The organism is Paenibacillus aceris (assembly GCF_017874035.1).
GTDB classification, from domain to species: domain Bacteria; phylum Bacillota; class Bacilli; order Paenibacillales; family NBRC-103111; genus Paenibacillus_E; species Paenibacillus_E aceris.
On sequence record NZ_JAGGKV010000005.1, the window covers coordinates 1 to 23,691 of the forward strand.

Annotated in this window: 17 protein-coding genes, 2 rRNA genes and 1 pseudogene; 16 read left to right on the plus strand and 4 right to left on the minus strand. The window is 43.7% G+C overall.

The genetic code is table 11. From position 1 onward, the window contains the following. Together J2Z65_RS11080 and rrf are read left to right on the plus strand one after the other, a co-directional pair. A 23S ribosomal RNA gene (locus J2Z65_RS11080) occupies window positions 1-97 on the plus strand; the annotation flags it as partial. Between the two features lie 131 nt (window positions 98-228). Then, window positions 229-345 (plus strand): 5S ribosomal RNA (rrf, locus tag J2Z65_RS11085). Between the two features lie 567 nt (window positions 346-912). Here rrf and J2Z65_RS11090 read toward each other — a convergent pair. Next, window positions 913-1,389: a GyrI-like domain-containing protein gene (locus tag J2Z65_RS11090; protein WP_167067260.1), complete on the minus strand. Its 477-nt coding sequence runs from the start codon at window positions 1,387-1,389 to the stop codon at window positions 913-915. Between the two features lie 77 nt (window positions 1,390-1,466). After that, the gene (locus tag J2Z65_RS11095; protein WP_167067264.1) at window positions 1,467-1,946 is read right to left on the minus strand and encodes a hypothetical protein; all 480 of its coding nucleotides are present in this window, start codon (window positions 1,944-1,946) and stop codon (window positions 1,467-1,469) included. A gap of 145 nt (window positions 1,947-2,091) precedes the next feature. Here J2Z65_RS11095 and J2Z65_RS11100 point away from each other — a divergent pair, with 145 nt between their 5' ends. Continuing rightward, window positions 2,092-3,060, plus strand: a complete 969-nt coding sequence (locus J2Z65_RS11100) for a helix-turn-helix transcriptional regulator (RefSeq protein WP_240160041.1) — start codon at window positions 2,092-2,094, stop codon at window positions 3,058-3,060. A 412-nt stretch (window positions 3,061-3,472) separates the two neighbouring features. Here J2Z65_RS11100 and J2Z65_RS11105 read toward each other — a convergent pair whose 3' ends face one another. Both J2Z65_RS11105 and J2Z65_RS11110 read right to left on the minus strand, forming a co-directional pair. Then, window positions 3,473-4,396 carry a DNA-binding domain-containing protein gene (locus J2Z65_RS11105; protein WP_167067266.1) on the minus strand — a complete coding sequence of 308 codons (924 nt, stop codon included), beginning with the start codon at window positions 4,394-4,396 and terminating at the stop codon, window positions 3,473-3,475. Window positions 4,397-4,400: 4 nt separating this feature from the next. Beyond that, window positions 4,401-5,672, minus strand: coding sequence for a sensor histidine kinase (locus J2Z65_RS11110; RefSeq protein ID WP_167067269.1), 1,272 nt, complete (start codon window positions 5,670-5,672; stop codon window positions 4,401-4,403). A gap of 265 nt (window positions 5,673-5,937) precedes the next feature. Here J2Z65_RS11110 and J2Z65_RS11115 point away from each other — a divergent pair, with 265 nt between their 5' ends. The 13 genes and pseudogenes from J2Z65_RS11115 to J2Z65_RS11175 all read left to right on the plus strand — a co-directional run bounded on the left by J2Z65_RS11115 (window position 5,938) and on the right by J2Z65_RS11175 (window position 23,543). Beyond that, complete coding sequence (locus J2Z65_RS11115) at window positions 5,938-7,203, plus strand: cation:dicarboxylate symporter family transporter (protein WP_167067281.1); 1,266 nt, start codon at window positions 5,938-5,940, stop codon at window positions 7,201-7,203. A gap of 24 nt (window positions 7,204-7,227) precedes the next feature. Beyond that, window positions 7,228-8,652, plus strand: coding sequence for an aspartate ammonia-lyase (gene aspA, locus J2Z65_RS11120; protein WP_167067272.1), 1,425 nt, complete (start codon window positions 7,228-7,230; stop codon window positions 8,650-8,652). A gap of 75 nt (window positions 8,653-8,727) precedes the next feature. Then, entirely contained in the window at window positions 8,728-10,296 is a 1,569-nt protein-coding gene (gene pckA, locus J2Z65_RS11125; RefSeq protein ID WP_244999147.1) for a phosphoenolpyruvate carboxykinase (ATP), read from the plus strand. Window positions 10,297-10,692: 396 nt separating this feature from the next. Continuing rightward, window positions 10,693-12,264 (plus strand): spore germination protein, encoded by a 1,572-nt coding sequence (locus tag J2Z65_RS11130; RefSeq protein ID WP_167066580.1) that lies wholly within the window; start codon window positions 10,693-10,695, stop codon window positions 12,262-12,264. A 15-nt stretch (window positions 12,265-12,279) separates the two neighbouring features. Beyond that, window positions 12,280-13,374: a GerAB/ArcD/ProY family transporter gene (locus J2Z65_RS11135; protein ID WP_167066577.1), complete on the plus strand. Its 1,095-nt coding sequence runs from the start codon at window positions 12,280-12,282 to the stop codon at window positions 13,372-13,374. Further along, the gene (locus J2Z65_RS11140) at window positions 13,371-14,555 is read left to right on the plus strand and encodes a Ger(x)C family spore germination protein (RefSeq protein ID WP_167066575.1); all 1,185 of its coding nucleotides are present in this window, start codon (window positions 13,371-13,373) and stop codon (window positions 14,553-14,555) included. The genes J2Z65_RS11135 and J2Z65_RS11140 overlap by 4 nt, the downstream gene beginning before the upstream one ends. Then, on the plus strand, window positions 14,552-14,773 hold the full coding sequence (locus tag J2Z65_RS11145) for a hypothetical protein (RefSeq protein WP_167066572.1): 222 nt from the start codon (window positions 14,552-14,554) through the stop codon (window positions 14,771-14,773). The genes J2Z65_RS11140 and J2Z65_RS11145 overlap by 4 nt, the downstream gene beginning before the upstream one ends. A 384-nt stretch (window positions 14,774-15,157) precedes the next feature. Beyond that, window positions 15,158-15,265 (plus strand): annotated as a pseudogene (locus tag J2Z65_RS11150) (AraC family transcriptional regulator); the annotation flags it as partial. Between the two features lie 264 nt (window positions 15,266-15,529). Continuing rightward, window positions 15,530-17,410 carry a heparinase II/III domain-containing protein gene (locus J2Z65_RS11155; protein ID WP_167066569.1) on the plus strand — a complete coding sequence of 627 codons (1,881 nt, stop codon included), beginning with the start codon at window positions 15,530-15,532 and terminating at the stop codon, window positions 17,408-17,410. 224 nt (window positions 17,411-17,634) lie between these two features. Beyond that, window positions 17,635-18,594 carry an ABC transporter permease gene (locus J2Z65_RS11160; protein ID WP_167066566.1) on the plus strand — a complete coding sequence of 320 codons (960 nt, stop codon included), beginning with the start codon at window positions 17,635-17,637 and terminating at the stop codon, window positions 18,592-18,594. A gap of 23 nt (window positions 18,595-18,617) precedes the next feature. Then, window positions 18,618-19,490 carry a carbohydrate ABC transporter permease gene (locus J2Z65_RS11165; RefSeq protein ID WP_167066563.1) on the plus strand — a complete coding sequence of 291 codons (873 nt, stop codon included), beginning with the start codon at window positions 18,618-18,620 and terminating at the stop codon, window positions 19,488-19,490. Between the two features lie 50 nt (window positions 19,491-19,540). Further along, the gene (locus tag J2Z65_RS11170) at window positions 19,541-21,160 is read left to right on the plus strand and encodes a type 2 periplasmic-binding domain-containing protein (RefSeq protein ID WP_167066560.1); all 1,620 of its coding nucleotides are present in this window, start codon (window positions 19,541-19,543) and stop codon (window positions 21,158-21,160) included. Window positions 21,161-21,317: 157 nt separating this feature from the next. After that, window positions 21,318-23,543, plus strand: a complete 2,226-nt coding sequence (locus J2Z65_RS11175; RefSeq protein ID WP_167066557.1) for an AraC family transcriptional regulator — start codon at window positions 21,318-21,320, stop codon at window positions 23,541-23,543. Window positions 23,544-23,691: the final 148 nt, after the last annotated feature.

Sequence of the window (23,691 nt, forward strand, 5' to 3'; positions counted from 1 at the left end):
GTAAGACCCCTTGTAGACGACGAGGTTGATAGGTTCGAGGTGGAAGTGCAGCAATGCATGCAGCTGACGAATACTAATCGGTCGAGGGCTTAACCTATTCCCAACCAAGTGAAGATCAGCTTTGTAGCGAATTCCGAATACTTGATTGGGGCCCAGAAATCCTAAGCAAATCCTACCTTTACGCAAGTTTCGTATCTAGTTTTCAAGGCGCAAACCACGCTTTGACTGTTTGGTGATGATGGCGGAGGGGACCCACGCGTTCCCATCTCGAACACGACCGTTAAGCCCTCCAGCGTCGATGGTACTTGAACCGCAGGGTTCTGGGAGAGTAGAACGTTGCCAAGCAGTATGACCTCACTATAAAAAGTGGGGTCTTTTTTATGAAAGCTTTCGAATATGCTAGCGGTGAACTTAGTTTAGCGATCGGGGAGCAGTTTGCCATCGCGGCAGCTACTCCTTCTGTCGTTGCGCTAACAGGAGGATAATTCGACTGATTTAGAGAATTACCCAATATGTCCTCATGAGGCAGAAGAAGGCTGTGAGTGTCATAAACCTCTTGTCGAGACAGGCTGGGGTAAATAGTCTTTGGAAAAATACCGTCACAATTGGTACGAGCAAGCATCACCTGATTTTATTGCGAAGGACCTATTAGATGCAGTGAACTGGTTAGTTAGTAACCCCTAAACAAGAGCCGGTATGACGAGCTAAGCTAACGGATAACGATAGTTGAATATAACGCAACAGGCAGCCGACTAAATGTTGGCTGCCTGTTTTACTAAAGAATCCTTGATTTAACGATCGTATCTTCAACAAAGATAAAAAAGTACAACGACATGAAAATCCCATTATTAAGTACGAGCGAGAGGCAGCCGTTGATTTCGATCATTGGGCTATTTATCTTCCGAATTCCCCTTATTTTTTAACCACAGGCACCCAAAATTCGCCGTAAAAAGTGCCGTCGCCGTTATCTTTGCGATAAGTCGCATTTGGACCACCGATATAAGCATAATCAGTGATTCGGGCCAAGACTTCGCCAAAAGCACGGTAAGTCAGCTGATCAAACAAAGTTTCCTTGTCGCCATTTCCTGCGACCACGATGTACTCACTCTCTGGAAACTCGATGATGCGCGTTGCGTCAGCCACTGATTTGCCAGCTTCTACCGCGAAATAATTCCACGGCTTTCCTTGATAAACCTCATTGACTGACCATTCGCGATCATCTTTTGCGGCATCTTTGAGCTTATTAAAACGCCCGTCTGCCTTGAGTCTATCCCAAAATTCGGTTTTTTCTTTTTGCAAAGCGGGCATGTCTTGAAAATTCGACTGGATTGAAAAACCATAGGCGGTCAATGTAAATGATTTTTTGTGTTCGAGTGTGTATTCTGCCATGTGAGTGCTCCTTTTATCCGGTATAATTTTTGGGAGGTAAGGCTCCATTGTATTGATTTTGAAAGATTTGACAAGGATTAGTTTTCAACTTTAATTACACGGAGCCACATTTCGCCGTAGAATTCACCTGTATCATTTGCTTTTACGAACGTTGAGTTACCAGGACCAACGTATTTGTATTCTGTGATTTCTTGGATCAGGCCGCCGAAAACTTTGCCTGTGATTTCGTCAGCAAGGCGGTCTTTGTCAGCACCTGTCCCAGGCACGACAAGGTAATCTCCAGCGAGGAACTCGAGGACGACCGCGCCTTCCACGTTGAACTCACCCATTACGCCGAAGCCGCGCCAAGGCTTGCGGTCGAGGTTGTAGTTGATTTGATATTCTTGCCCGTCAGCGAGTGCGAGAAGTTCAGCAAGCTTGCCGTTTTCAGTGATTTCAGCTTTTTTCGCCGCAGTTTTTGCTGCATTTCCTGCCCAGTCGTTGTAGTCATCAAATGAAACACCGAAAGCAGTCATTTTGTAGTTTTCTGAGATTGTTTTAATGGAGTAGTTAGACATTTTGTTCTCTCCTTTGTGGGGTTTATTCTTTACAAGACTGATTCTATTAGCCAAATGTATCAAAAAATGATACTTTTTATAAAAACTGAAAATGTAAATCCGTCAGTGCTGACATTTTATGCTACATTTTTGATATAATAAAATCATGAAGAAAACAGAACGAGTGAACCTGATCATGCGTTACATCAATAACCGTGCGCATTTTACGATTGCCGAGATTCAGCGAGAGTTCAAGATTTCCCGCGCGACGGCGATCCGCGACATAAACGAGATTCAGGAGATGGGTTTCCCACTGACGTCCGAGCTTGGGCGCGGTGGCGGATACTATGTCCTGCAAAATCAATATCTGCCAGCCGCCCGCTTTACGCCGGAAGAGCTGAAGGCGATTTTTATCAGCTTTATCGCCTCAAAAAATTCGCAGCTGCCTTATCTGCAAAATCGCCGCTCAATCACTGAAAAACTTATTGGCATCGCGTCGCAAACACAGCAAGATGAGCTGATCGAGCTGAATAATATCTTGCTTTTCGAAAATACAAATCCCGCCAATCCGAATCTTTTGGAGCTCGATGATGCGGCGCCTGCGGAGCTAAACCAGTTGATTTCTCTTGCTGTGCGGGATAAACATTTACGCGTGACTTATGAGCTGAGTCTTGGCTGGCCGCAGTTGTTGGACGTTTTTTTGCTGCACATATTTAACTCGAACGCTCAGTGGCTGGTCGAGGTTTATGATTTTGATTCGGATGAGTTTCGTTATTTGCCTGTTGAGATGCTGCGGGATTCGGCAATTTCTGAGCAGGAGATGAAGTGGTCTGAACAAGAGATTTTAAACAAGAAATTGCTTCGTGCACGTGAATCCAATCTTGTTGTGAAACTTGATTCGATTGGGATTCAGCGCTTTAAGCGTATGCACCCGCCTGGGATAATTTTGTCCTTAACTGGGATGTTTCAATCGAGCGGGATTTTTAATGTTCAGTTGGATGTGACCGATGTTGAGGCGCTGGCGTATTATGCGGATTGGCTTTTGTTTTTGGGGAAAGGGGTCGAGTTTGAGCGGATTCCTGATGAACTGCGTGCGGTTTTTGAAGAGCGTTTAGCCACTTTAAGATTTATCTGAAATTTTTCTATTTGCGATAAACTAGCAGAGGATTGATTTAACGATGAATTACCGGCCTGCTGTCGGGTGACAAGAACTTTATCCCATTCCCGACGGAAGGCAGGGAGGAGTATTTTCAACTGATTAACGGGAGAGATAGTTGAATACCACAGGGGCTGCTAAGAAGCAGCTTCTTTGTTTTTTATAATTAAAGTGTGAGAGAATTACGTTGCTTCGTGTCCATCCGCATTCACGGTTTGACGGGGGGCCGGGGAAGTAATTCCCCGTCTTACCCTACTTAAGACCTAGACAGCGACATTTAAACTAAGGCAGTAGAGTTGAATATAAACAATGAAAATTTCGTTGGAAGATTGGTATCTATCACAGTATGATGGGGATTGGGAACAAAGGGATCCTGTGGCGTCCAATTTCATCAGCTCATTAACTTTCTAGATTCTAAATAAAGGACCTGAATAAACTTTTTTGTGTTTTGCCGGATTAAGCTGAGAGCAGAAGATTCATCATTTTCCAGTGCTTTCATTTTTTTGCGAATATCACTCAGGTCAAAAAACTTTGTAGAGTACTGCTCGAACTTCGGATTCGAATAATCGATCAATCCAAGGGATGCTAAATGGGTTAGCGCTTGATTCACTGCTCGTCGCACCCGTTGTTCGGCCGCTTTGATCTCCTTTTTCAGGTCGATAGTTGAAGCGGAGGGGCCTAATTTTTTCAAGGCAATTTGATGGTATATTTCATGAAGCTGCGGAAAGCCCTGTTCCTGTGAGTGATCGGCCTCATAACGGTATAAATAATCGAGCATCTCCAGTAAGTCTTTGCTGCCGGCTTCCCCAATCAGTCCGAGATCTGATAACATATAGTTTCCGCATGTAATGATATTTTTTTCAATGGAAGAAGGCTGCTTCTCCGTTAATGCGTCGCTGAAGCCGACAGCTCGGAGAGATTTTTGAATATTTCGAAAGGATTGGTGGATGAGCAGCAATTCAGAAACCTTTCTAATAACGGCAATTACTTCCAAACGGTTTATGGGTTTGGTGATATAATATTCAATTCCGCTGGCATACGCTTTGACTATCATTTCCTTCGACTCCACTTGAGAAATCATAATGATTTTCCCTTCAAAGCTCCCGGATAGTTTGCGAACGGTCTCTATGCCGTCACGAACAGGCATTAGTAAATCGATAAGCATGATGTCTACTTGCTTGAGTTCGAGCAAAGGGATATCAACATGCGCCCCATCAGAAGCTTCGCCTACCACACTTCCTAAATCCTCATCCTCGATAATTTGTTCCAGCATGGAACGGATAGCTGGATCGTCATCGATTATAAAAAAACGCATTGCGCTATTCTTCCTTTCCTATTTGGTCAATCGGCAATGTGATCGTGAAAATAATACCTGCACCTTCGGTGTTGTCTTGAACTTGGACGTTTCCAAGCAAACGCTCTGTTTCCTGATTCACATAAACCAAACCGATTCCCGTTGATGGATTGCCAGCTTTATCGAATTTGGTCGTATAGCCGGGCATGAAGATTTTCTTTCGATACTTCGGCGCAATACCTGGGCCATTATCGGCGACACGGAATATAATAACATCTTTTTCCCGTTTAACCCATATTCGGATAATGCCCTGTTCCTCAAACGCTTCTACAGCATTGGCAACTAAGTTATTGAACAAAGACAAAACAGTGTACACATGACATAAAGGAAAGATCCCTTCGGTTTGCAACGTGAATTCGATCTTCTTACCAAGTGACTGGGCATATTTCTGATTGGAACGCAGAACGATATCGACCAATTCTTCCACCGGCATATAGTCGCTTTCGTGCGAAATCAGGCTGGATAGACCCGCATATATTCGTTGATTGTCCTTTTTGATCTCATGAACCTCACCGGCGATCCGGAGAGCTTTTTGTGCTAGATCTTCATGAAAAACATGCTGTGCATCATTTAACGATTGATACAGCTCGTAGCTGTCACGGGCGATATTTTCTGCGTTGTGCAGCGTTTTTTTCAATTGAATGGTTTCCTCGTAAAGCTCAGAAATAAGCATGAGCATCTTCTCGTTTTCTTTGCGCTTCTGCTCTTCGGCTGCTTTCGACTGCCTCAATTTGATCAAATTGAAAAAACCAAGAACGAAGAAACTCCGGAAAAATGCAATGAGAACAATCTGATTCCAGGTTGCGAAAGTGGTCGTTTGTTCTGTTGCCGAATAACGCAGCAAAAGCTCTACCAACGTCGCGGCGATTTCACACGCCACACCAAGTGCTCCGACCAGAACTGGCCGGTTATGACGACGATTTATTCGAACTGCTGCGAAGGCAATGGCATAGGTCAAATAGTAAAAGAATACCGGATAATGATGCTGAAAGGCAGCTCCCAAGCTCCAATGCGGTTCGAGTATCGACTCAAGTCCCATGCGAAAGATCGTAACCGAGCTGCCGACAAGTAATCCGGATATTAACGGTGAGGGAGAACGGAGCCAGAGTAGGAATAGAAAAAAGGCAGGGGTACCCAAACTTACCCGAAAATCAGTTTGAAACGGGTAAAAATTTAATTCGCCCGCGATCGGAACCGAAATGACCATCAGTATTAAAAGGAGCCATTTTTCTTTCAATGCGGTTTCCAGCCTCCCTTCTTAACAACTACAGTCATTCGGCATCTTTTGAATTATTCCTCCATGGTCATAGATACTCCTTCTTCTTCAGTATTCCAAAAAACGAGATGAGTAATTCGACGCAGGAGGGGACAAAATTTTTATTCAACATGTAGATTCATATAGATTGCTGTAGATTCCCCGTACAATAAATTTCATTCAAGACATTTTAAATTATTGTGAAAAAAAGAAAGCGCTTAACATTTTTGTGAAAAGGGGAATTATGATGAAAAAATTTGGTTTGGCTTTTCAAATCTTGTTTGGACTATTATTAGGGATTATTGTCGGGGCCATTTTTTATGGTAACCCAACGATCGAAAGTTACTTGAAACCGGCGGGAGACATTTTCATTCGTTTAATTAAAATGATCGTCGTTCCCATTGTTGTTTCCTCTCTCATTGTCGGAGTAGCAGGAGTAGGAGATATTAAAAAGCTTGGAAGACTTGGTGGGAAAACGCTTCTTTATTTTGAAATCGTGACGACGATTGCTATTATTTTCGGCTTGGTCATAGCGAATATCTTTCAGCCTGGAGCTGGAATCAATATGGCTGGACTAGCTAAGACAGATATTTCGAAATATGTCGAAGCGACAAAGAGTGTGACCAGTCACAGTTTCGCCGACACATTTGTTAATATCGTTCCGAAAAACATTTTTGAATCATTAGTAGCCGGTGACATGCTAGCCATCATTTTCTTCTCTGTATTGTTTGGTTTGGGCGTTGCCGCGATTGGCGATAAAGGAAAGCCGGTTTTATCATTTTTCCAGGGCGTTGCAGAATCGATGTTCTGGGTGACGAACCAAATTATGAAATTTGCGCCGATCGGTGTATTCGGATTGATTGGCGTAACCGTATCCAAATTCGGTGTCGGCTCTTTGATTCCTTTGGGGAAATTGGTGCTTGCTGTGTATATCGGCATGTTCCTGTTTGTAGTGATCGTGCTTGGTTTAATTGCTAAGCTTTGCGGTACCAGCCTTATGGCAATTGTTCGCATATTAAAAGATGAACTCATTCTGGCTTACTCTACAGCAAGTTCCGAAACGGCACTTCCTAAGATGATGGAAAAAATGGAGAAGTTCGGCGTACCGAAGGCAATCACGTCATTTGTCGTCCCTACGGGATATTCGTTTAATTTGGACGGGTCCACGTTATATCAAGCGATAGCCGCATTATTCATTGCACAAATGTATGGGATCCATATGTCGATTGGCTCTCAAATCATGTTGATGCTTGTCTTGATGCTCACATCAAAGGGAATTGCTGGTGTGCCAGGCGCTTCGTTTGTCGTCCTGCTTGCCACACTTGGATCTGTCGGGATTCCGCTCGAAGGTCTAGCTTTTATCGCAGGTATTGATCGTATTCTGGATATGGCCCGGACAGTAGTCAATGTCATCGGCAATTCTATGGCCGCGGTGGTTATGGCGAAATGGGAAGGTCAGTACGATCAGAACAAAGGAAAGAAATATTTAGAGTCCGTCAAGCAGGCTGCGTAAGAGAATAACAAGGAGGAAACAACCATGACAACAGCTCAGCAAAGGATAGAAAAAGATTTTCTTGGTTCAAAGGAAGTGCCGGCAGACGCCTATTACGGCATTCAAACACTGCGCGCAGTAGAAAATTTCCCAATTACCGGCTACCGTATTCACGAAGAGTTGATACGTGCGATGGCAACCGTTAAATATGCGGCGGCTGCAGCGAACATGGAGATCAGGCAGTTGAATCCGCAGATTGGACATGCTGTCGTGCAAGCGGCACAAGAAATTATGGACGGCAAATGGCATGATCAATTTATCGTCGATCCGATACAAGGCGGAGCAGGTACATCCATCAATATGAATACCAACGAGGTCATCGCCAACCGGGCTATCGAGATTCTCGGGGGAATCAAAGGCGATTATTTTAAAGTAAGTCCCAACTCGCATGTGAATATGGCCCAATCAACGAACGATGCTTTCCCGACAGCGATTCATATTGCAACACTCGCTTTAATTGAGAAGCTGCTCGTGACGATGGAGGAGATGCTCACAGCATTTCGTAAAAAAGCCGTCCAATTCGACGGGGTAATCAAAATGGGGCGGACGCATCTTCAGGATGGCGTGCCGATCCGACTGGGGCAGGAGTTTGAGGCTTACAGCCGGGTGCTGGAACGCGATATCAAGAGGATCAAGCAAACCCGCGGCCATTTGTTCGAAGTCAACATGGGTGCAACCGCTGTCGGAACCGGCTTGAATGCCGATCCACGCTATATTAAGCGAGTCGTGGAATTGCTAGCTGAGCTCAGCGGGCTGCCGCTGACCAATGCTGATCACCTGGTGGACGCAACTCAAAATACAGATGCTTATACCGAAGTGTCAGCCGCATTGAAAGTTTGCATGATCAATATGTCTAAGATTGCCAACGACTTACGATTGCTCGCTTCCGGACCGCGTGCTGGGTTAGGGGAGCTGAATCTCCCTGCACGGCAACCCGGTTCGTCCATCATGCCAGGCAAAGTCAATCCGGTCATGGCTGAGGTCGTCAATCAGGTAGCGTTCCAGGTCATCGGGAATGACCATACGATTTGTCTTGCCTCTGAAGCAGGGCAGCTCGAGCTTAATGTGATGGAGCCTGTGCTCGTGTTCAATTTGCTCCAATCGCTCAGTATCATGAATCAAGCCTTCAAAGTTTTCCGTGTACATTGTTTGGAAGAAATCGAAGCGAACGTAGAGCGCTGCAAAGAGTATGTGGAGAAAAGTGTCGGGGTCATTACCGCGCTCAACCCGCATCTGGGCTATGAAGTCGTAGCGAGGATCGCGCGTGAAGCGATTCTGACGGGTCGTCCTGTTCGGGAACTGTGCCTTTTATATAATGTTTTAACGGAAGAGGAGCTCCAGATTATTCTCGATCCTTATGAAATGACGAACCCGGGAATCGCAGGAGCGGAATTATTGAATAAGAACTAAAGAGGAACATGCAGCATCCGAGAGGGAAGTTTATCGCCAATTGTTCGGATAACATAACGAAGGGAATTGATGAGGATGGAAGCCAAGTTGCAGCAGTTGAAAATAGGTGTGATATCGAATAATTTGCCCGTATCCCAGCTGGTCGAAACAGCATTGGAACGGAAGGAAGGGGTCCTTTCTTCCTCAGGGGCCTTACAAGTATACACAGGGAAATATACTGGACGTTCTCCTAAAGACAAGTTCATAGTCCAAGAACCTTCCGTCATGGACCACATAGATTGGGGGGCAGTGAATCAACCCATCTCACAGCTTCAGTTCGAGCGGCTCTACCAAAAAGCGCAAGATTATATGTCGGATAAGGATTTGTTCGTATTCGACGGCTATGCCGGGGCAGATTCGGAGTATCGGTTACCCATTCGCATCGTGAATGAATATGCATGGCATAATTTATTTGTCCGGCAGCTTTTTGTTCGTCCGACAGAGGAAGAATTGCAAACCCACAGTGCGGAGTTTACTGTGATCGCACTGCCGGGCTTAAAAGCTGATCCGGAAATGGACGGTACGCGCTCTGAAACGTTTATCTGCCTTTCCTTTGAAAGGAAATTGGTTCTCATCGGCGGGACCGAGTATGCAGGAGAGATGAAAAAATCGATATTTAGCGTTCTGAATTATTTACTCCCTTTCCGTGACATTTTTCCGATGCATTGCTCAGCAAATGTTGGAGAGAAAGACGATGTGGCCTTATTCTTTGGGTTATCCGGAACGGGGAAAACGACACTTTCCGCTGATCCAAACCGCCGGTTGATTGGTGACGATGAGCATGGCTGGACCGATCAAGGGGTCTATAACTTTGAAGGCGGATGTTATGCCAAGTGCGCTAATCTATCCGAAGAAAAGGAACCGCAAATATGGCAGGCCATTCGTTATGGTTCAGTTTTAGAAAATGTCGTTCTGGATCCAGAGACAGGCAGAGCGGATTATAACGATACTCGGACGACAGAAAATACGCGAGCCGCTTATCCGATCGATGTAATTCCTGGTGCTGTTATCCCAGGGAAGGCGGGTCATCCGAAAGTTATCGTTTTCTTAACAGCTGATGCTTTCGGCGTGCTGCCTCCTATTTCGAAGCTGACGAAGGAACAGGCGGTGTATCACTTTTTGTCAGGATATACTTCAAAGCTGGCAGGTACCGAGAGAGGAGTAACGGAACCGGAGGCGACATTTTCCACTTGCTTTGGAGCGCCTTTCCTTCCGCTCCATCCAACTGTGTATGCAAAGCAATTAGGAGATAAAATTGAGGAGCACCAAGTTAAAGTTTATTTGGTGAATACTGGGTGGTCCGGAGGTCCCTACGGTGTAGGAAAGAGGATGAACTTAACTTTCACCCGTGCGATGGTAACCGCTGCTTTGAATGGAAGTATCGAGCAAGCGACGTTTGCGGCCGATCCGATCTTTGGTGTGCTCTGTCCCGATTTCGTAGAGGGTGTTCCAAGCAATGTTCTTGTTCCCCGTCATACTTGGCAGGATCAAAAGGCGTATGAGAAGGCTGCTTGGGAGTTGGCTGAACAGTTTACTCGCAATTTTGAGAAATTTTCCAATATGGAAAAAGAAATTATTACTGCTGGTCCATGTAAAAGGGATTAAACATCAATACTTTAAAAATTAAAATTAATCCTTTGAATTTATCTATTGAAGCAACGGGCAGAACGCATCAAGAAGGAATGATTAAATAAAGAGAACGAATAAGAACCGACGGATGAAGAATTGCTTGAATACGGAAAAGGAGCTGCCACAGCAGCTCCTTTTTCTCTTTTATGGACCTCTTCATTAGCTTTCAGGACAGTGTGTAGTTATTTATTTTCAGAGCAATCACATGAATTTGCTTATGCACAGCATCCTGCAATATCTGACTATCTTTAAACCTCCTGCGACGGTTCTGACTTAACGTAGAACTTGTATATTGCATAAAAACAAATGAAATTATGAACCCTAGAGGGTAGACAGCTATTGGGGGAGATTTCCTCGGAAGGAAATTAGTCAATGATCAGAAATTTCAAGAGACTCATGAAGAAAAGAAATGAAAAAGAATATCAGAGACCATCTCTCCCTTCCCAGCAGCACCCGTTGTTCCAAGATCTGAACGACAACATTCAAGTATTTCAGTCGATATATTCGAAATGTGCCGACGTTGTATTCCGAACTTTTGTCATTAGCGAAGATTCGAAGATGGCATTGATTTACATCGACGGATTGACGAATACAAGCGGTATCGAAGAAATGGTGATAGCCCCTCTTATGCGGCTTGGCGAATCTGAAACAGTTACTGTAAAGCAAATAGAGGAGAGGAAAATTTTTGTAGCGCAGACTAGGTCTGTCGAAACGTTCGAGCAATGCATGGATGCTATATCGACCGGGTTTCCGATTTTGCTTTGCCATAACGAATCAGCCGGACTTTCGCTAGGTTTAAATAAATGGGAGCATCGTGGTATCGAGGATCCTACATCTGAGGTTATGATCCGTGGCTCACGGGAGGGCTTTACAGAAACAATGATAACGAATTTGTCACAAATCCGGCGTATCATTAAAAGTCCGCAGCTCAAAATTGAAATGCTAAAAATCGGAGAATACACCAATACAAAGGTGGCAATCGCCTATATTGAAAACCTTACTGACGAGACGCTGATTCAGGAGGTCACAAATCGGCTATCACGCATTCAGATCGACGGGATCTTGGAGAGCGGCTATATCGAGGAATTGATCGAAGATAATCCGTATTCTCCTTTTCCGCAGTTGCTTTCTACGGAACGCCCGGACGTTACCTGCGCAGGCTTGCTCGAAGGGCGTGTTGCCATTTTAACGGAGGGAACTCCATTTGTGTTGATTGCGCCTACGACGTTACCATCCTTGCTGCAATCGGCGGAGGACTACTATCAACGGTTTTGGAGCGGGACGGTTATTCGCTGGCTGCGTTATACATTTTTTTTGGTTTCTCTATTTTTGCCATCCTTGTATGTGGCCGTACTTACTTATCATCAAGAGATGATACCCGGCAACTTGATCTACAGCATGGCTAGCTCCCGGGAGTCGGTTCCTTTCCCTGCATTCGTTGAGGCACTGCTCATGGAGGTCACGTTCGAAGCGCTGCGTGAGGCTGGAATCCGGCTTCCCAAACAAGTGGGCGCTGCTGTCAGCATTGTCGGAGCTCTCGTCATCGGTCAGGGTGCGGTACAGGCAGGGCTTGTCTCAGCGCCCATGGTCATCGTCGTAGCGATAACAGGTATTGCATCTTTTATTATTCCGCGGTACGTCTTGGGCATTGCCATTCGGTTGATGCGATTTCCAATGATATTGCTTGGAGGGACTTTAGGCTTGCTTGGCGTCATGCTCGGTTTTCTTGCCATTCTGATTCATTTGAGCAGCCTTCGTTCCTTCGGAGCTCCGTATTTATCCGCCATTTCGGCGACCAATGCTAATGAGCTTAAAGATGTTTTTATTCGCGCGCCGTGGTGGAAAATGGATATTCGTCCTCACTTTACAGGTGAGTATAATAAGTTTCGCAGTGCAAGTGATCAAAAGCCGGGTCCCGAGCATGATGACAGTCGCAATCCATAAATGAGGAGGCAGTTCATGCTAAAGACTGAAAAAATTTCCCCTTTCCAAATAGCACTCATCATGCACCCGGTTATTTTGGCTACAGGCTTCCTTGCCTTACCGACGATAACGGCACAGTATGCCAAGAATGATTTGTGGATTACAGGTATAATCGCTTTTTTCCCTGGAATGGTTTCGATCTATCTGGCAATAGGGCTTCATAAGCTTTATCCGAAGATGACCATATCGCAATATAGCGAACAAATTGTCGGTAAATGGCTGGGCAAATTGATCGGCTTCGGTTATTTTATTTATTTCATGTCTTCTACAGGTATGATCTTGCGGCAATATGCGGAATTTGTATCCGGCAACTTCCTGTTTAGCACTCCTTTAGCCGTCATCATAGGTTCCATCTTGCTGCTATCTGCTTTTGCTGTACGGGGTGGAGTGGAAGTGATCGCTAGGTGTGCCGCTATTTGCACGTATCTGTTTATTTTGCCTTTGTTCATTTTACTTTTCCTTGCACCCGACTTGGATGTCAAAAACATATACCCGATTTTAAGCCATGGGATAGTCCCTGTTTTAAAAGGTTCATTAACTCCTCAAGGTTGGCTTGCCGAGTTTTTTATTATTTCTTATTTCCTGCCTAGTGCAAGTCATGCGGATAAAGTAAAGAAATGGAGCATACTCTCACTAATTGTGGTTGTGATAGGTATGACTTATGTCAATATGATCACCTTATTTTTGCTTGGCCCTGATCTTGCTAATAAAATTTACCCCATATTAATCGCAGTGCGATATATTAGCCTAGCCGATTTTTTTGAAAATTTGGAGTCTGTTCTGCTTGCCATGTGGGTATTAGGTAATTTCGTTAAAATTACTGTCTTTTTTTATGCAGGTGTGGTCTCCTATGCCCACACGTTTAAGATAACGGATTATCGTCCTATAGTTGTTCCTTTGGCTATTTTGGCTTTTTTGTTCAGCTACTGGGATATACCATATTTTACTGCATTAGCGAATCACAATAAACTCGTGGCACCTTTTGAGCTTTTTGTCGTGTTTATCGTTATACCGCTTTTCCTACTCTTAATTGCGTTCATTCGTAAGGGGAGGCGAGGCTTATCAAAATGAATAAGCTGGTGACAATCGGAATGCTCCTTATCCTTGTCCTTTCGCTTACCGGTTGCTGGGACCGAACAGAGCTTAACGACTTAGCCATTATTACGGCTATGGCGATCGATTCAGAAGAGGACAAGCAGGTCAAAATAACGATCCAGTTCATTATTCCGCAAAATCTAGTCGGTGGTATGTCTACAAGCGGCGGCGGAGGAGGAGCCAAACGCACAACTATCCGCACGGAGTATGGAAGCGATATAGCGAACGCATTGGCCAATCTTCAACAGATTCTTCCTCGTCATCTTTTTTGGGGACAATGCAAGGTCATTATTTTCAGTGATTCGCTAGCAAAAGCGGGCCTTAAGCAACACGCCGACTTTTTTGTGCGTCAACCGCGAATCAGGGAACGGGCTTATGTATTTGTAGCGAAAGGAAAAGCCGCCGAAGCGCTGCGGATGATTCCACCGTTGGAACGGAGTTCAGCTGAGGTTCTTCGAGAACTTTCAAAAATGAATATAAGCTATACGGTTACCGTTGAGCAGCTTAGCATCATGTTAAAGTCGGAGTCCAAGGCGGCAGCGTTTCCGCTTGTTTATATCTTGCCTTCAATCAATCCTAAGGAGCCGACTCAAACGATCCCCTATATCAGGGGAATAGCTGTCTTCAAGAACGATAAGATGATCGGTGAATTATCGGAAAAAGAAACACGTGGTCTTCTGTGGGTAAAAAACCTAATCAAAGATTACACGATTACGTTTAAACTTCAAAATACCGGCGCACTGATCTCCCTTACACCTGTAAAAACCGAGGTGGAGCTTCTTCCCTCATTAAATAACGGAAAATGGAAAGTGACAGTGAAAGTGAAAACAAGCGGGGATATGGTCCAAAACGGTACAATGCTGAATCCGATGGAGCCGGCCATTTTGGAAGAATTAAACCAACGGTTCGAGGAGGAAGTAAAAAACCGGATAGAGTCCTCTGTGCAGGATGTTCAAGAGAGATTCAAAACGGATATATTCGATTTCGCCAAAGCTTTTCATCAAAAATATCCTAATCGATGGGAAGAGGTCAAGGAAGAATGGGATGAGGTTTTTACCAATATCGAGGTGAAGGCTGAAGTGAACGCACACATTAACAGACCGGGACTTGTCAATTGGCCTGGCGGAATTTCAAAGGAAGAGGTCCAAAAACAATGAAATGGTCCGTTTTCATTCCTGTTACCGCGGCTTCGATCTGTATTGTATTGCTGGAATGGCCGAAGCTGAAGCAAAAGCCGATGAAGGATAAAATCGCTTTTACCGCAATTTTGTTGGCAGTCTTGCTGCTGTCCATGTTCGATTTACCCAATACTCCTGGTCCTATAAGGTTCCTGAACGCGCTGTTTAAGCCGTTAAAGCCGCTTGTGGAACAATAAGTTTGCCAAAACACCAAGAGGATAGTCCTGATGATGAAACATCTAGGATTATCCTCTTTTTTGGATGTTCTGCAGCCTTTGGTATTTCTCAAAGAAGCTTGAGTGAAATATTCCCCCTTCTGCGTCAGGGTCATTCATTGTCGAATAATTCGACACAAGTGAATTCATGTAGCGGTTTACAGCCTCTTTAAAGAAAGAAATGTCCGGGTCATCAGCTTGCAGGTGCTTCATCAAACAGGAATCGATCAAGAACAGGACCATTTTGTAAATTTCGCTGGTGCTGAGCAATGTGAACAACAGAACGGACGGTCGTTCACTGCGACTGAGGTATACTATGAAGCAACTGACCTTGCAGCTGAGCTATCTATGAACTAGAGGGTTGGGTATACTAATTCGGAGCATTTTAGTCGTGTATTTAAGAAGGTAACGGGGGTAAGTCCGAAGTTGTATAAGGCAAATCTAGGTTTTGGAGCAACGATTAAAACTAATTGAACTGCCCCCTTGATCCCGATGCTTCTAAGTGCTTCCTGAACACACTTCCATCTGCCGATTGCCGGGATAAAAGTTATGCATATGATAAAAAAAGGACAGGTCGAATCCAATCATTCGTCTGTCCTTTCTGCAGTAGAATTAATCAATAAAATGTTTGGTTGATGCTAAATCGTGATATTTTCTTATCATATTGATGATTGTTGAACGAAGGGGATGCACCTATGATGAAGTGAGTCTTAGTTGAAGAAAGGATGATTGAACGAAATGTTAATGGATCGTTATGCTAGTACGCTATCTAATCTTATTAGTCCGCATGACCAATATTTTCCTTACCCTAAGTTCGAGGATCGAGATCAATGGGAGTCACTTCCAGAATCATTAAGACAGATGTGGATTTCCAAGGGAAACGATTCGTTAGCCTTCTGTTGGCCTAGTCTAAAGGCGACAGATTATTTGGAGTATTTTAAAAGCGGGCAGGTGATGTTATACGAAGAGAAGCAGCGGGAAAGGAAGAGGATGCTTGCAATCCTCGTTCTGGCGGAATGCATGGAAGGAAAAGGACGATTTCTTGATCAGATAATCAACGGAATCTGGTGTATTTGTGAAGAGTCCACTTGGGTCATTCCCCCTCATCAAGTGATTTCTAAACGAAGCGCAAAAGACCGTCTTCCGGATATTGAAGATCCGTTTATCGATTTATGTGCAGGAGAAACGGCAAGCTTGCTTGCCACGACGCATTACTTATTAAAGCATTCGTTAGATCATGTTAGTGAAAATATATGCAGTCGTATTCGGATCGAATTAAAACGCAGAATCATGGATCCATTTCTAGAACGCAATGATTTATGGTGGATGGGCTTGGAAACCAATCGAAAGATGAACAATTGGAATCCATGGATCAATTCAAATCTCCTTTCGGTTTTTCTATTGTTAGAGCAGGAGAATGAACGGCGGTTTCAGGCGGTTGGCAAAGTTATTCAGTGCTTGGACCGCTTTATAGAAGATTGTCATAGTGACGGAGGCTGTGATGAGGGTCCAGTTTATTGGGGGAGAGCCGGTGGCTCTTTGTTTGACTGTTTGGAATTGCTATACCAAGCTTCAGATGGCAGGATCAACCTGTTTAATGAGCCACTGATACGGGAAATGGGGAGCTACTTGTATAAAGCCCATATTGATGACAGCTATTATGTGAATTTTGCCGATAGCAGCGCAAGGGTAGAAATAGAAGCTCAGCTTGTTTATCTGTATGGGAAGCGCATTCATGATCAACAGCTTAAAGATCTTGCATGCAGTGCATTCCGAAATCATCATTCACCGATCTCTTCGGGATGGCTAACCATGCATCGTACCATCCCTTCTCTTTTTGTAAATCAGGAGATGCAAGAGACATTAACGCAACCGCCTTTTGTTCGAGATGTGTGGTTGAACGTTATCGAATTCATGGCAGCGAGGGAAAAGTCGGGCTCCAGTCAAGGACTGTATCTTGCAGCAAAGGGAGGACATAACGGCGAAAGTCATAATCATAATGATGTCGGTCATTTTGTGGTCTATAACAACGGCAGTCCGTTCCTGATCGATATAGGAGTCGAAACGTATACGGCAAAAACCTTCAGCCCGCAACGATACCAAATTTGGACAATGCAGTCTGCCTATCATAATGTACCGATGGTAAATGGTGTCCAGCAACAAGCAGGCAACGAATTTGCGGCAACGGAAGTTCATTATAGCCAAGCTGACGATGATCATCTGGCTCAGCTTTCCATGAACATTGCGAGCGCCTATCCGGAAAGCGCAGGTATTGAATCATGGAGACGGACTTGCAGTTTCTCTCGTCAAAAGGATGCATGGATCGTAATCGAGGATGATTTCAGACTTCAGAATCCGACCGATGATATCCGAATACACCTCATGACGCCATGCGTACCACAGCTTGAAGAGGTCGGAACAATCTTGTTAAGCGATCATTTGGGCAATGCGATACGATTGGATTATAACAGCCGTGATGTCGTTGCTGCCAAGGAACTCATCGTCTTAAAGGACGAGAGATTGCGAGCCGTATGGGGCAATTCTCTTTATAGGATTACATTAAAGTCGTTAGTTCCCACCCGTTCAGCGAAATGGTCCATCGTCTTGACGAAAGTATGATGAAAATCCCGCGGTCATTGTGACTGCGGGATTTTTCCGTACACATACAGCTAAAAAGTGCAATAACACAAGATCGTGTTATATTCTCAAGTGAATACGATTTTTAGCAAAATCGTGTTATTTTATTAAGTTTTTATGCATTGCTCAAACGAATTGATCGAATTATGATCAGGTTATGAATATGAAAGCGCTTTTAAAAAAATAAGACGTGTGGAGTGGATCAAATGGGAGTTGCCTTAGAGGCGAAAGCAACTTATGTGAAACGAAGAAGAAATAAACAGTCGATTCTCAACCAGTATGTGGAGCACAAATATTTTTTCATCATGTTATTGCCGGTCGTCATTTATTATTTAATCTTTCATTATGGACCGATGTACGGGGTGGTCATTGCTTTTCAAGATTATAAGTTTTTGAAGGGGGTAACAGGTAGTCCTTGGGTAGGGTTCGATAACTTTATAGAATTGTTCAACAAACCGTATTTCTATACCGTATTGAAAAACACACTGATCATTAATTTCTATAAGCTGCTGTTTGGGTTTCCAGTTCCTATCGCATTAGCGCTTATGATAAACGAAATTACCAGTCCGATTGTCAAAAAGGCTGTACAAACGATCAGCTATCTGCCATATTTTCTTTCTTGGGTTGTTTTATCAGGACTTATTATTGAAATTCTTTCCCCTAGTCGGGGGCCGGTTAATTATTTGCTCGAGATGATTATCGGTATGAAACCGATTTACTTCATCACGGACCCGAATTGGTTTCGACCGATACTCGTATTATCGGAAATCTGGAAACAGGCAGGCTTTACGACGATTATCTACTTGGCGGCGATTGCCGGAATCAACACGGAAATGTATGAAGCGGCAGAGATGGACGGCATTTCGCGAGCCCAAAAGATTTGGTATATCACTCTTCCATCGCTCATTCCGGTTATCGTAATCATGCTTATCTTGAGCTCAGGCTCGATCATAAACGACGATTTCGAACAAGTCTACAACCTGTTGAATGTAAAAGTCATGCAAGTTGGAGACGTACTGTCAACGTATACGTATACCGAAGGTTTGTCTCGTATGAATTACAGCTATGCCGCTGCCGTCGGTCTCTTCAAGAATGTGGTTGCGTTAGTGCTTGTTTTCACGGCAAATCGATTAGCAAGTAAAGTTAGCGATGAAACGATCTTTTGATCAGAACTGAAAGGAGTATGACGATGGTATACAAAGCATCTTTGATGGATCGCGTGTTAGGAATAACCATTTATACGGTCCTTCTTCTATTAAGTATTTTCACATTAGTACCGTTAGCGCAGGTCATTACCGTTTCCTTAAGTCCATCTGAAATCATCGGCAAATATGGCCTGCATTTGTTTCCGACGAAATTTGATTTCTCTGGGTATTCGGAAGTGTTTCATACGCAGCTCGTATGGAGGGCTTATGGAAATACGCTTCTTCGTACAGTGCTCGGAACGACGCTTACCGTTTTGCTTACATTCATGGGGGCTTATCCACTCTCCAAAAAAACGCTGCCGAATCGTAAGCTATGGACAGGATTCATTGTATTGACGATGTTTTTTTCAGGCGGAATGATTCCTTCCTATATTCTTATCAAAAACATTGGACTAATGAACTCGGTTTGGGCTCTTGTGCTTCCAGGCGCAGTCAGTGCATTTATGCTGCTCATCGTTCGCAATTTTATTAGCGGATTGCCGGAAAGCCTGGAGGAATCTGCTAAAATCGACGGAGCGAACGATATTGCGATTTTATTTAAAATCGTTATTCCGCTCTCCCTGCCTATCGTCGCGACGGTTGGTCTTTACACTGCGGTTTATCATTGGAATGCTTGGTTTGACTCCATGATTTATATACAAGATCAGAAGAAGCAAGTGCTCCAATTAGTGCTTCGCAAAATTTTATTGGAGGGGCAGCTGCAAACGATGGATACCAATGCCCAGCAGGCTGCGGTCAATACCGAATCAATGAAAATGGCAACGCTCCTTGTCGCGATCATACCGATCATTTGCGTGTATCCATTTTTACAGAAGTATTTTATTAAGGGCTCGTTAGTTGGATCTGTTAAAGGTTAATCTCCGATTTTTCGGAATTAGCATATAAAAAAATTTGGAGGGGTTAACGAATGAGCAGCAAATGGCAAAAGAGGGTAGCAAGGCTAATGGTGATTTCAACCGCGATCGCAGTCGTTGCGGGTTGTACCAGTAAAACGCCAGCAGGGAGCGAAAAGCCTGCAGACAACGCACAGAGCAAGGAACTGGTATCATTAGACTATTTAGGCTATGATTCTTACGGTCAGCCTGATACAACGGCACCTCTTGTCAAACTTGTCCAGGATAAATTCAACGTCAAGTTTAACTTTTGGTTCATTGATGCCAACAAGTGGGATGACAACCTGAACGTGAAGCTTGGCGCTGGGGAAATGCCGGATGTGCTCAAGGTGCGCAGTCAGCAGAGTCTTCTCAACTATATTAATCAAGGGATTCTGGCACCGATTCCGAGGGATTTGATTGATAAATATGCTCCGACTTATGCGAAATATTTAGACCAAAGCTACAGCGAGACCTGGGATTATGTGAGAAGCGACGGTAAAATTTACGGTATTCCTGCAACGATAAAGGGTTACCCGACTGTTGTAGTCTGGCGCAAGGATTGGCTCGATAAGCTGGGGATCACCAAAGTGCCGGAGACACTGAAAGAGTTTGAGGATGCTGTGTACAAAATGCGCAATAACGATCCGGATGGGAATGGCAAGAAAGATACGTACGGATTATCGGATTTCGCAATTCCAGCCGTTATGGGCGCGTTCGGAGCTCCTCCTATCGACGATATAAAAGCAGCGGCCAAAGCAGACCCTAAGCGGGCGCTCATGCTTACTAAAAAGGACGGCAACATTCAATTTGCTGCCACACAACCAGAGATGAAAGACGCGCTCGCGTTGCTGCAAAAGTGGTATAAAGACGGAGTGATAGATCCTGAGTTCATTACATCCGAGAATACGTCAGGTCACTGGTCTTTGTCCCAGACACTGAACAACAACCGAATCGGGGTAACTGGCAAAGGGCAATATAATCATTGGAGAAACGAACTGGATCCCGATAAGTCGGGAGATGCGTACGGTCCTGCCTATCAAGAATTCAAAAAATCGCAGCCGAATGGAGAGATTGTGTTCGGTAAGCCGCCAGTCGGGCCGCAAGGAAAGTCGGGTACGACGCAATGGGGAACGTTCAATGGAGCCATTGGGATTACAACCAAGGCTGCCAAGGAACCGAAGAAATTGGAAACGGTTCTTAAAATGATGGAAGCGGCAACTACGGATTACGAGTATTACACGCAAACATTATATGGGATTAAAGGCGTGGATTGGAAGGATGATAACGGCAAGTTCATTAACTTGACGCCTACTGAAAAGCAAAGCGATTCGCAGCAAAAAGGAAAAGCAGTCATGAACGTTCAAGTCAACTATGATCCATTCCTGCAGAAGCAAAATCCTTTCACGTACAAGTTCGCTGACAAAGTTGTTAATTATAAAGGCTATGCAAACCAATTCGCACCTGCGACGGATACATTTAACAAAAAGTCCTCTGATTTAGGCAAGATGGTCATCGAAACTTATTTTAAAATCATTACTGGCGAGCAAAGTGTCGATTCTTTTGACAAGTTTGTAAAGGACTTTAAAGCCAACGGAGGAGACGAAGTCGAGAAGTCGCTGAACGACGCTTATAACAAACTGATCGGAAAATAAGATGTGCAGTATAATGCGGTCCGCTTCAAACAAGTGGGCCGTATTTTACGCATGCGGCTGTCCAGAAGGGGAAATCTTATAAAGCTTTCGCTTTTTTTGCGTTGACAGAATGTGAATATACCGTAAAGTGTAGTATAGGACCGTGGGGGGGGATGAAATGAAAAGGCGTTTACAAGTGAAAGGGAATGTTTTTTTGCGCCTGCTCGCATTTAACATCATGTTGGTGATATTTATCATGGTGCTTCCATCGGCGATTTATTTTCAATATTTTAAATCCAGTTATGATGATCAGGTTAATCAATTGAATATGCACACGATTACCCAATTTCGCGATTACATGGATGCAGGGGTTTTAAAGGAAGTCGTGAACATCCCCAATCTCTATTTAACCAACATCGAAAGCAATGAAGCGTTAACCTATCCGCTGCAGCATGATATCGCCGGCGATACCATAAAGATTTTGCAAGTTTCCAAAAGAATAGATGAAATACGCAATCGATTCCCATTCATTCATTCCATTGATATGTATTATCGGAAAAGCAATTTGTTGTTCTTAAACTCGAATGTATGTATTCGAAATCATATATCGGATTGCAATCTTAACGGTAGAGAAAACTGGTTTAAACAGTTTTCCGAGACGGAAAAAGCGATAGGTTGGATGTCCACTCGGCTAGGTGAAGGTAATGACGCCAAATTCGCGGTTACTTATGTTCGCAGTCTTCCTTATTTTGCGCCGGTTGAAGGAAAGCTTGGCATCATAGCCGTCAATATCGACGAATCTGCCATTAATCGCATGGTGCATGACTATCAAAAATCAAGCGGTCAGCAGATTGTAATTATTAGTGCGGATGGACGTTACCTTTCCGATACCGTTTCTTCGCAAGGCGCGGCTTCCAATTTAGAAGAAGCTTTGATTGAACGTATCAAGAGCGAGGATGAAGGAATCATTTCGACGCAAATTAATCGAGAAGCCGGGATGGTCGCTTATACGAAATCCCAATACAGTCCTTGGAAATATGTCTTAATTACCCCGAAAAGCATCTATTACGAGAAATCGTATCATATTCGGAATTTCTTAATTTTAGTAGGCGGTATTTTATTGCTGGTCAACTTATTCATTGCTTATCTAATGACCGTACGAATGCATAAGCCGATCGGCAGTATGTTCTACCTCTTTACGGACCAAATCAGTCAATTAAACAAGAAGTTGGATCAAAGTAAGCCGATTTTACGAAGGAATACGATTTTGCAGCTGCTGAGCGGCAAATTTGACCAACACATCATAGCGGAGCAGGAGGAATCACTCGGGATCTTATTCAATGAGGAAAGGCTGTTTTGTTTTGTTTTGCATCTTCGCTTAAAGGATTATTGTGATTTTGAACAGGAAATGAGCCTTATCGTTCAACTTATAGAGTCACTGGAACATGCAACCAAGCATGGTCGAATCTATGCGATCAAGACGGAAGGTGAATCCATATCCGGTATCGTAAATTTCTCCGGAGAGCAGAATGAGTTAATGATTATGAAGGATATCGTACATAAAATAGAAGAGACTTCGGGCTTGAAATTTACTTTATCAGTTGGAAATAGCTATGAAATGAACAAGGCCAATATCTCGGTTTCGTATTTTGAAGCAAATGAAGCACTTCCATACCGATTTTTACATCAAGATCCTGTTCTACGATATGACAAGTTAAAAATTTCAAAATTAAAGGATACCGGCAGCTCGATCAGAGTATTAAATGAGATTGAAGGCTATGTTCGTTCTTCGGACGAGCAGCGGCTTAAACAAGCAATCGATAGCGTATTAGACGAAATCCAGTCTGGGGAATATACGATAGAGTATTGCAAACACATCCTAATGGACGTGGTGTCCTCCATTCGGAAAGCTCTCAAGAGTATTGGTCTTAGCTCAAGTCAGCTATATGGTTACGACATCCGACAATATCTGAAGCGCATTGAGAATGTGAATGAGTTTCACGAATGGATCTATGATGTCATTGCGGTTACGATGGTCACACTTAACCAGAAAAAACAAAACATCGATAAAGATATGGCGCTTCATATAGCCCGATTTATTGAGGAGAATATTTGCAATCCAATCTCGCTTGACATGGTTGCCGATCACGTTGGGGTCAGCTCGAATTATTTAAGCAAATTATTTAAGGTGACGATGGGCGTTAATTTCTCCGATTATGTTACTGATATGAAATTGCGCCATTCCTTACAGCTATTAAAAGAAAAGAAATATACGGTTCAGGATATTTCACAGATGATCGGGTATAACTCGGCGCATTATTTTATCCGTATTTTCAAAGAAAAATATGGGATTACACCTAAACAAGCCCAAAAGGTAAATTTTGAAGGTATAAATGAATGGTGAGCCATAATCGTAAGGAAGATAAATGGATATCCCGCGGTCATTGAGACTGCGGGATTTTTCGTGTGCTTACAGCTAAAAAGTGCTATATCACAAGATCGTGTTATTCTCAAAAAATAAAGGTTAATGGAAAAATGGTGTTATTTTATTA

Coding starts and splice junctions, on each gene's coding strand:
- J2Z65_RS11090 (WP_167067260.1), bottom strand. CDS start 1,389: ATGGCAGAATACACACTCGAACACAAAAAATCATTTACATTGACCGCC.
- J2Z65_RS11095 (WP_167067264.1), bottom strand. CDS start 1,946: ATGTCTAACTACTCCATTAAAACAATCTCAGAAAACTACAAAATGACT.
- J2Z65_RS11100 (WP_240160041.1), top strand. CDS start 2,092: ATGAAGAAAACAGAACGAGTGAACCTGATCATGCGTTACATCAATAAC.
- J2Z65_RS11105 (WP_167067266.1), bottom strand. CDS start 4,396: ATGCGTTTTTTTATAATCGATGACGATCCAGCTATCCGTTCCATGCTG.
- J2Z65_RS11115 (WP_167067281.1), top strand. CDS start 5,938: ATGAAAAAATTTGGTTTGGCTTTTCAAATCTTGTTTGGACTATTATTA.
- aspA (WP_167067272.1), top strand. CDS start 7,228: ATGACAACAGCTCAGCAAAGGATAGAAAAAGATTTTCTTGGTTCAAAG.
- pckA (WP_244999147.1), top strand. CDS start 8,728: ATGGAAGCCAAGTTGCAGCAGTTGAAAATAGGTGTGATATCGAATAAT.
- J2Z65_RS11130 (WP_167066580.1), top strand. CDS start 10,693: ATGATCAGAAATTTCAAGAGACTCATGAAGAAAAGAAATGAAAAAGAA.
- J2Z65_RS11135 (WP_167066577.1), top strand. CDS start 12,280: ATGCTAAAGACTGAAAAAATTTCCCCTTTCCAAATAGCACTCATCATG.
- J2Z65_RS11140 (WP_167066575.1), top strand. CDS start 13,371: ATGAATAAGCTGGTGACAATCGGAATGCTCCTTATCCTTGTCCTTTCG.
- J2Z65_RS11145 (WP_167066572.1), top strand. CDS start 14,552: ATGAAATGGTCCGTTTTCATTCCTGTTACCGCGGCTTCGATCTGTATT.
- J2Z65_RS11155 (WP_167066569.1), top strand. CDS start 15,530: ATGTTAATGGATCGTTATGCTAGTACGCTATCTAATCTTATTAGTCCG.
- J2Z65_RS11160 (WP_167066566.1), top strand. CDS start 17,635: ATGGGAGTTGCCTTAGAGGCGAAAGCAACTTATGTGAAACGAAGAAGA.
- J2Z65_RS11165 (WP_167066563.1), top strand. CDS start 18,618: ATGGTATACAAAGCATCTTTGATGGATCGCGTGTTAGGAATAACCATT.
- J2Z65_RS11170 (WP_167066560.1), top strand. CDS start 19,541: ATGAGCAGCAAATGGCAAAAGAGGGTAGCAAGGCTAATGGTGATTTCA.
- J2Z65_RS11175 (WP_167066557.1), top strand. CDS start 21,318: ATGAAAAGGCGTTTACAAGTGAAAGGGAATGTTTTTTTGCGCCTGCTC.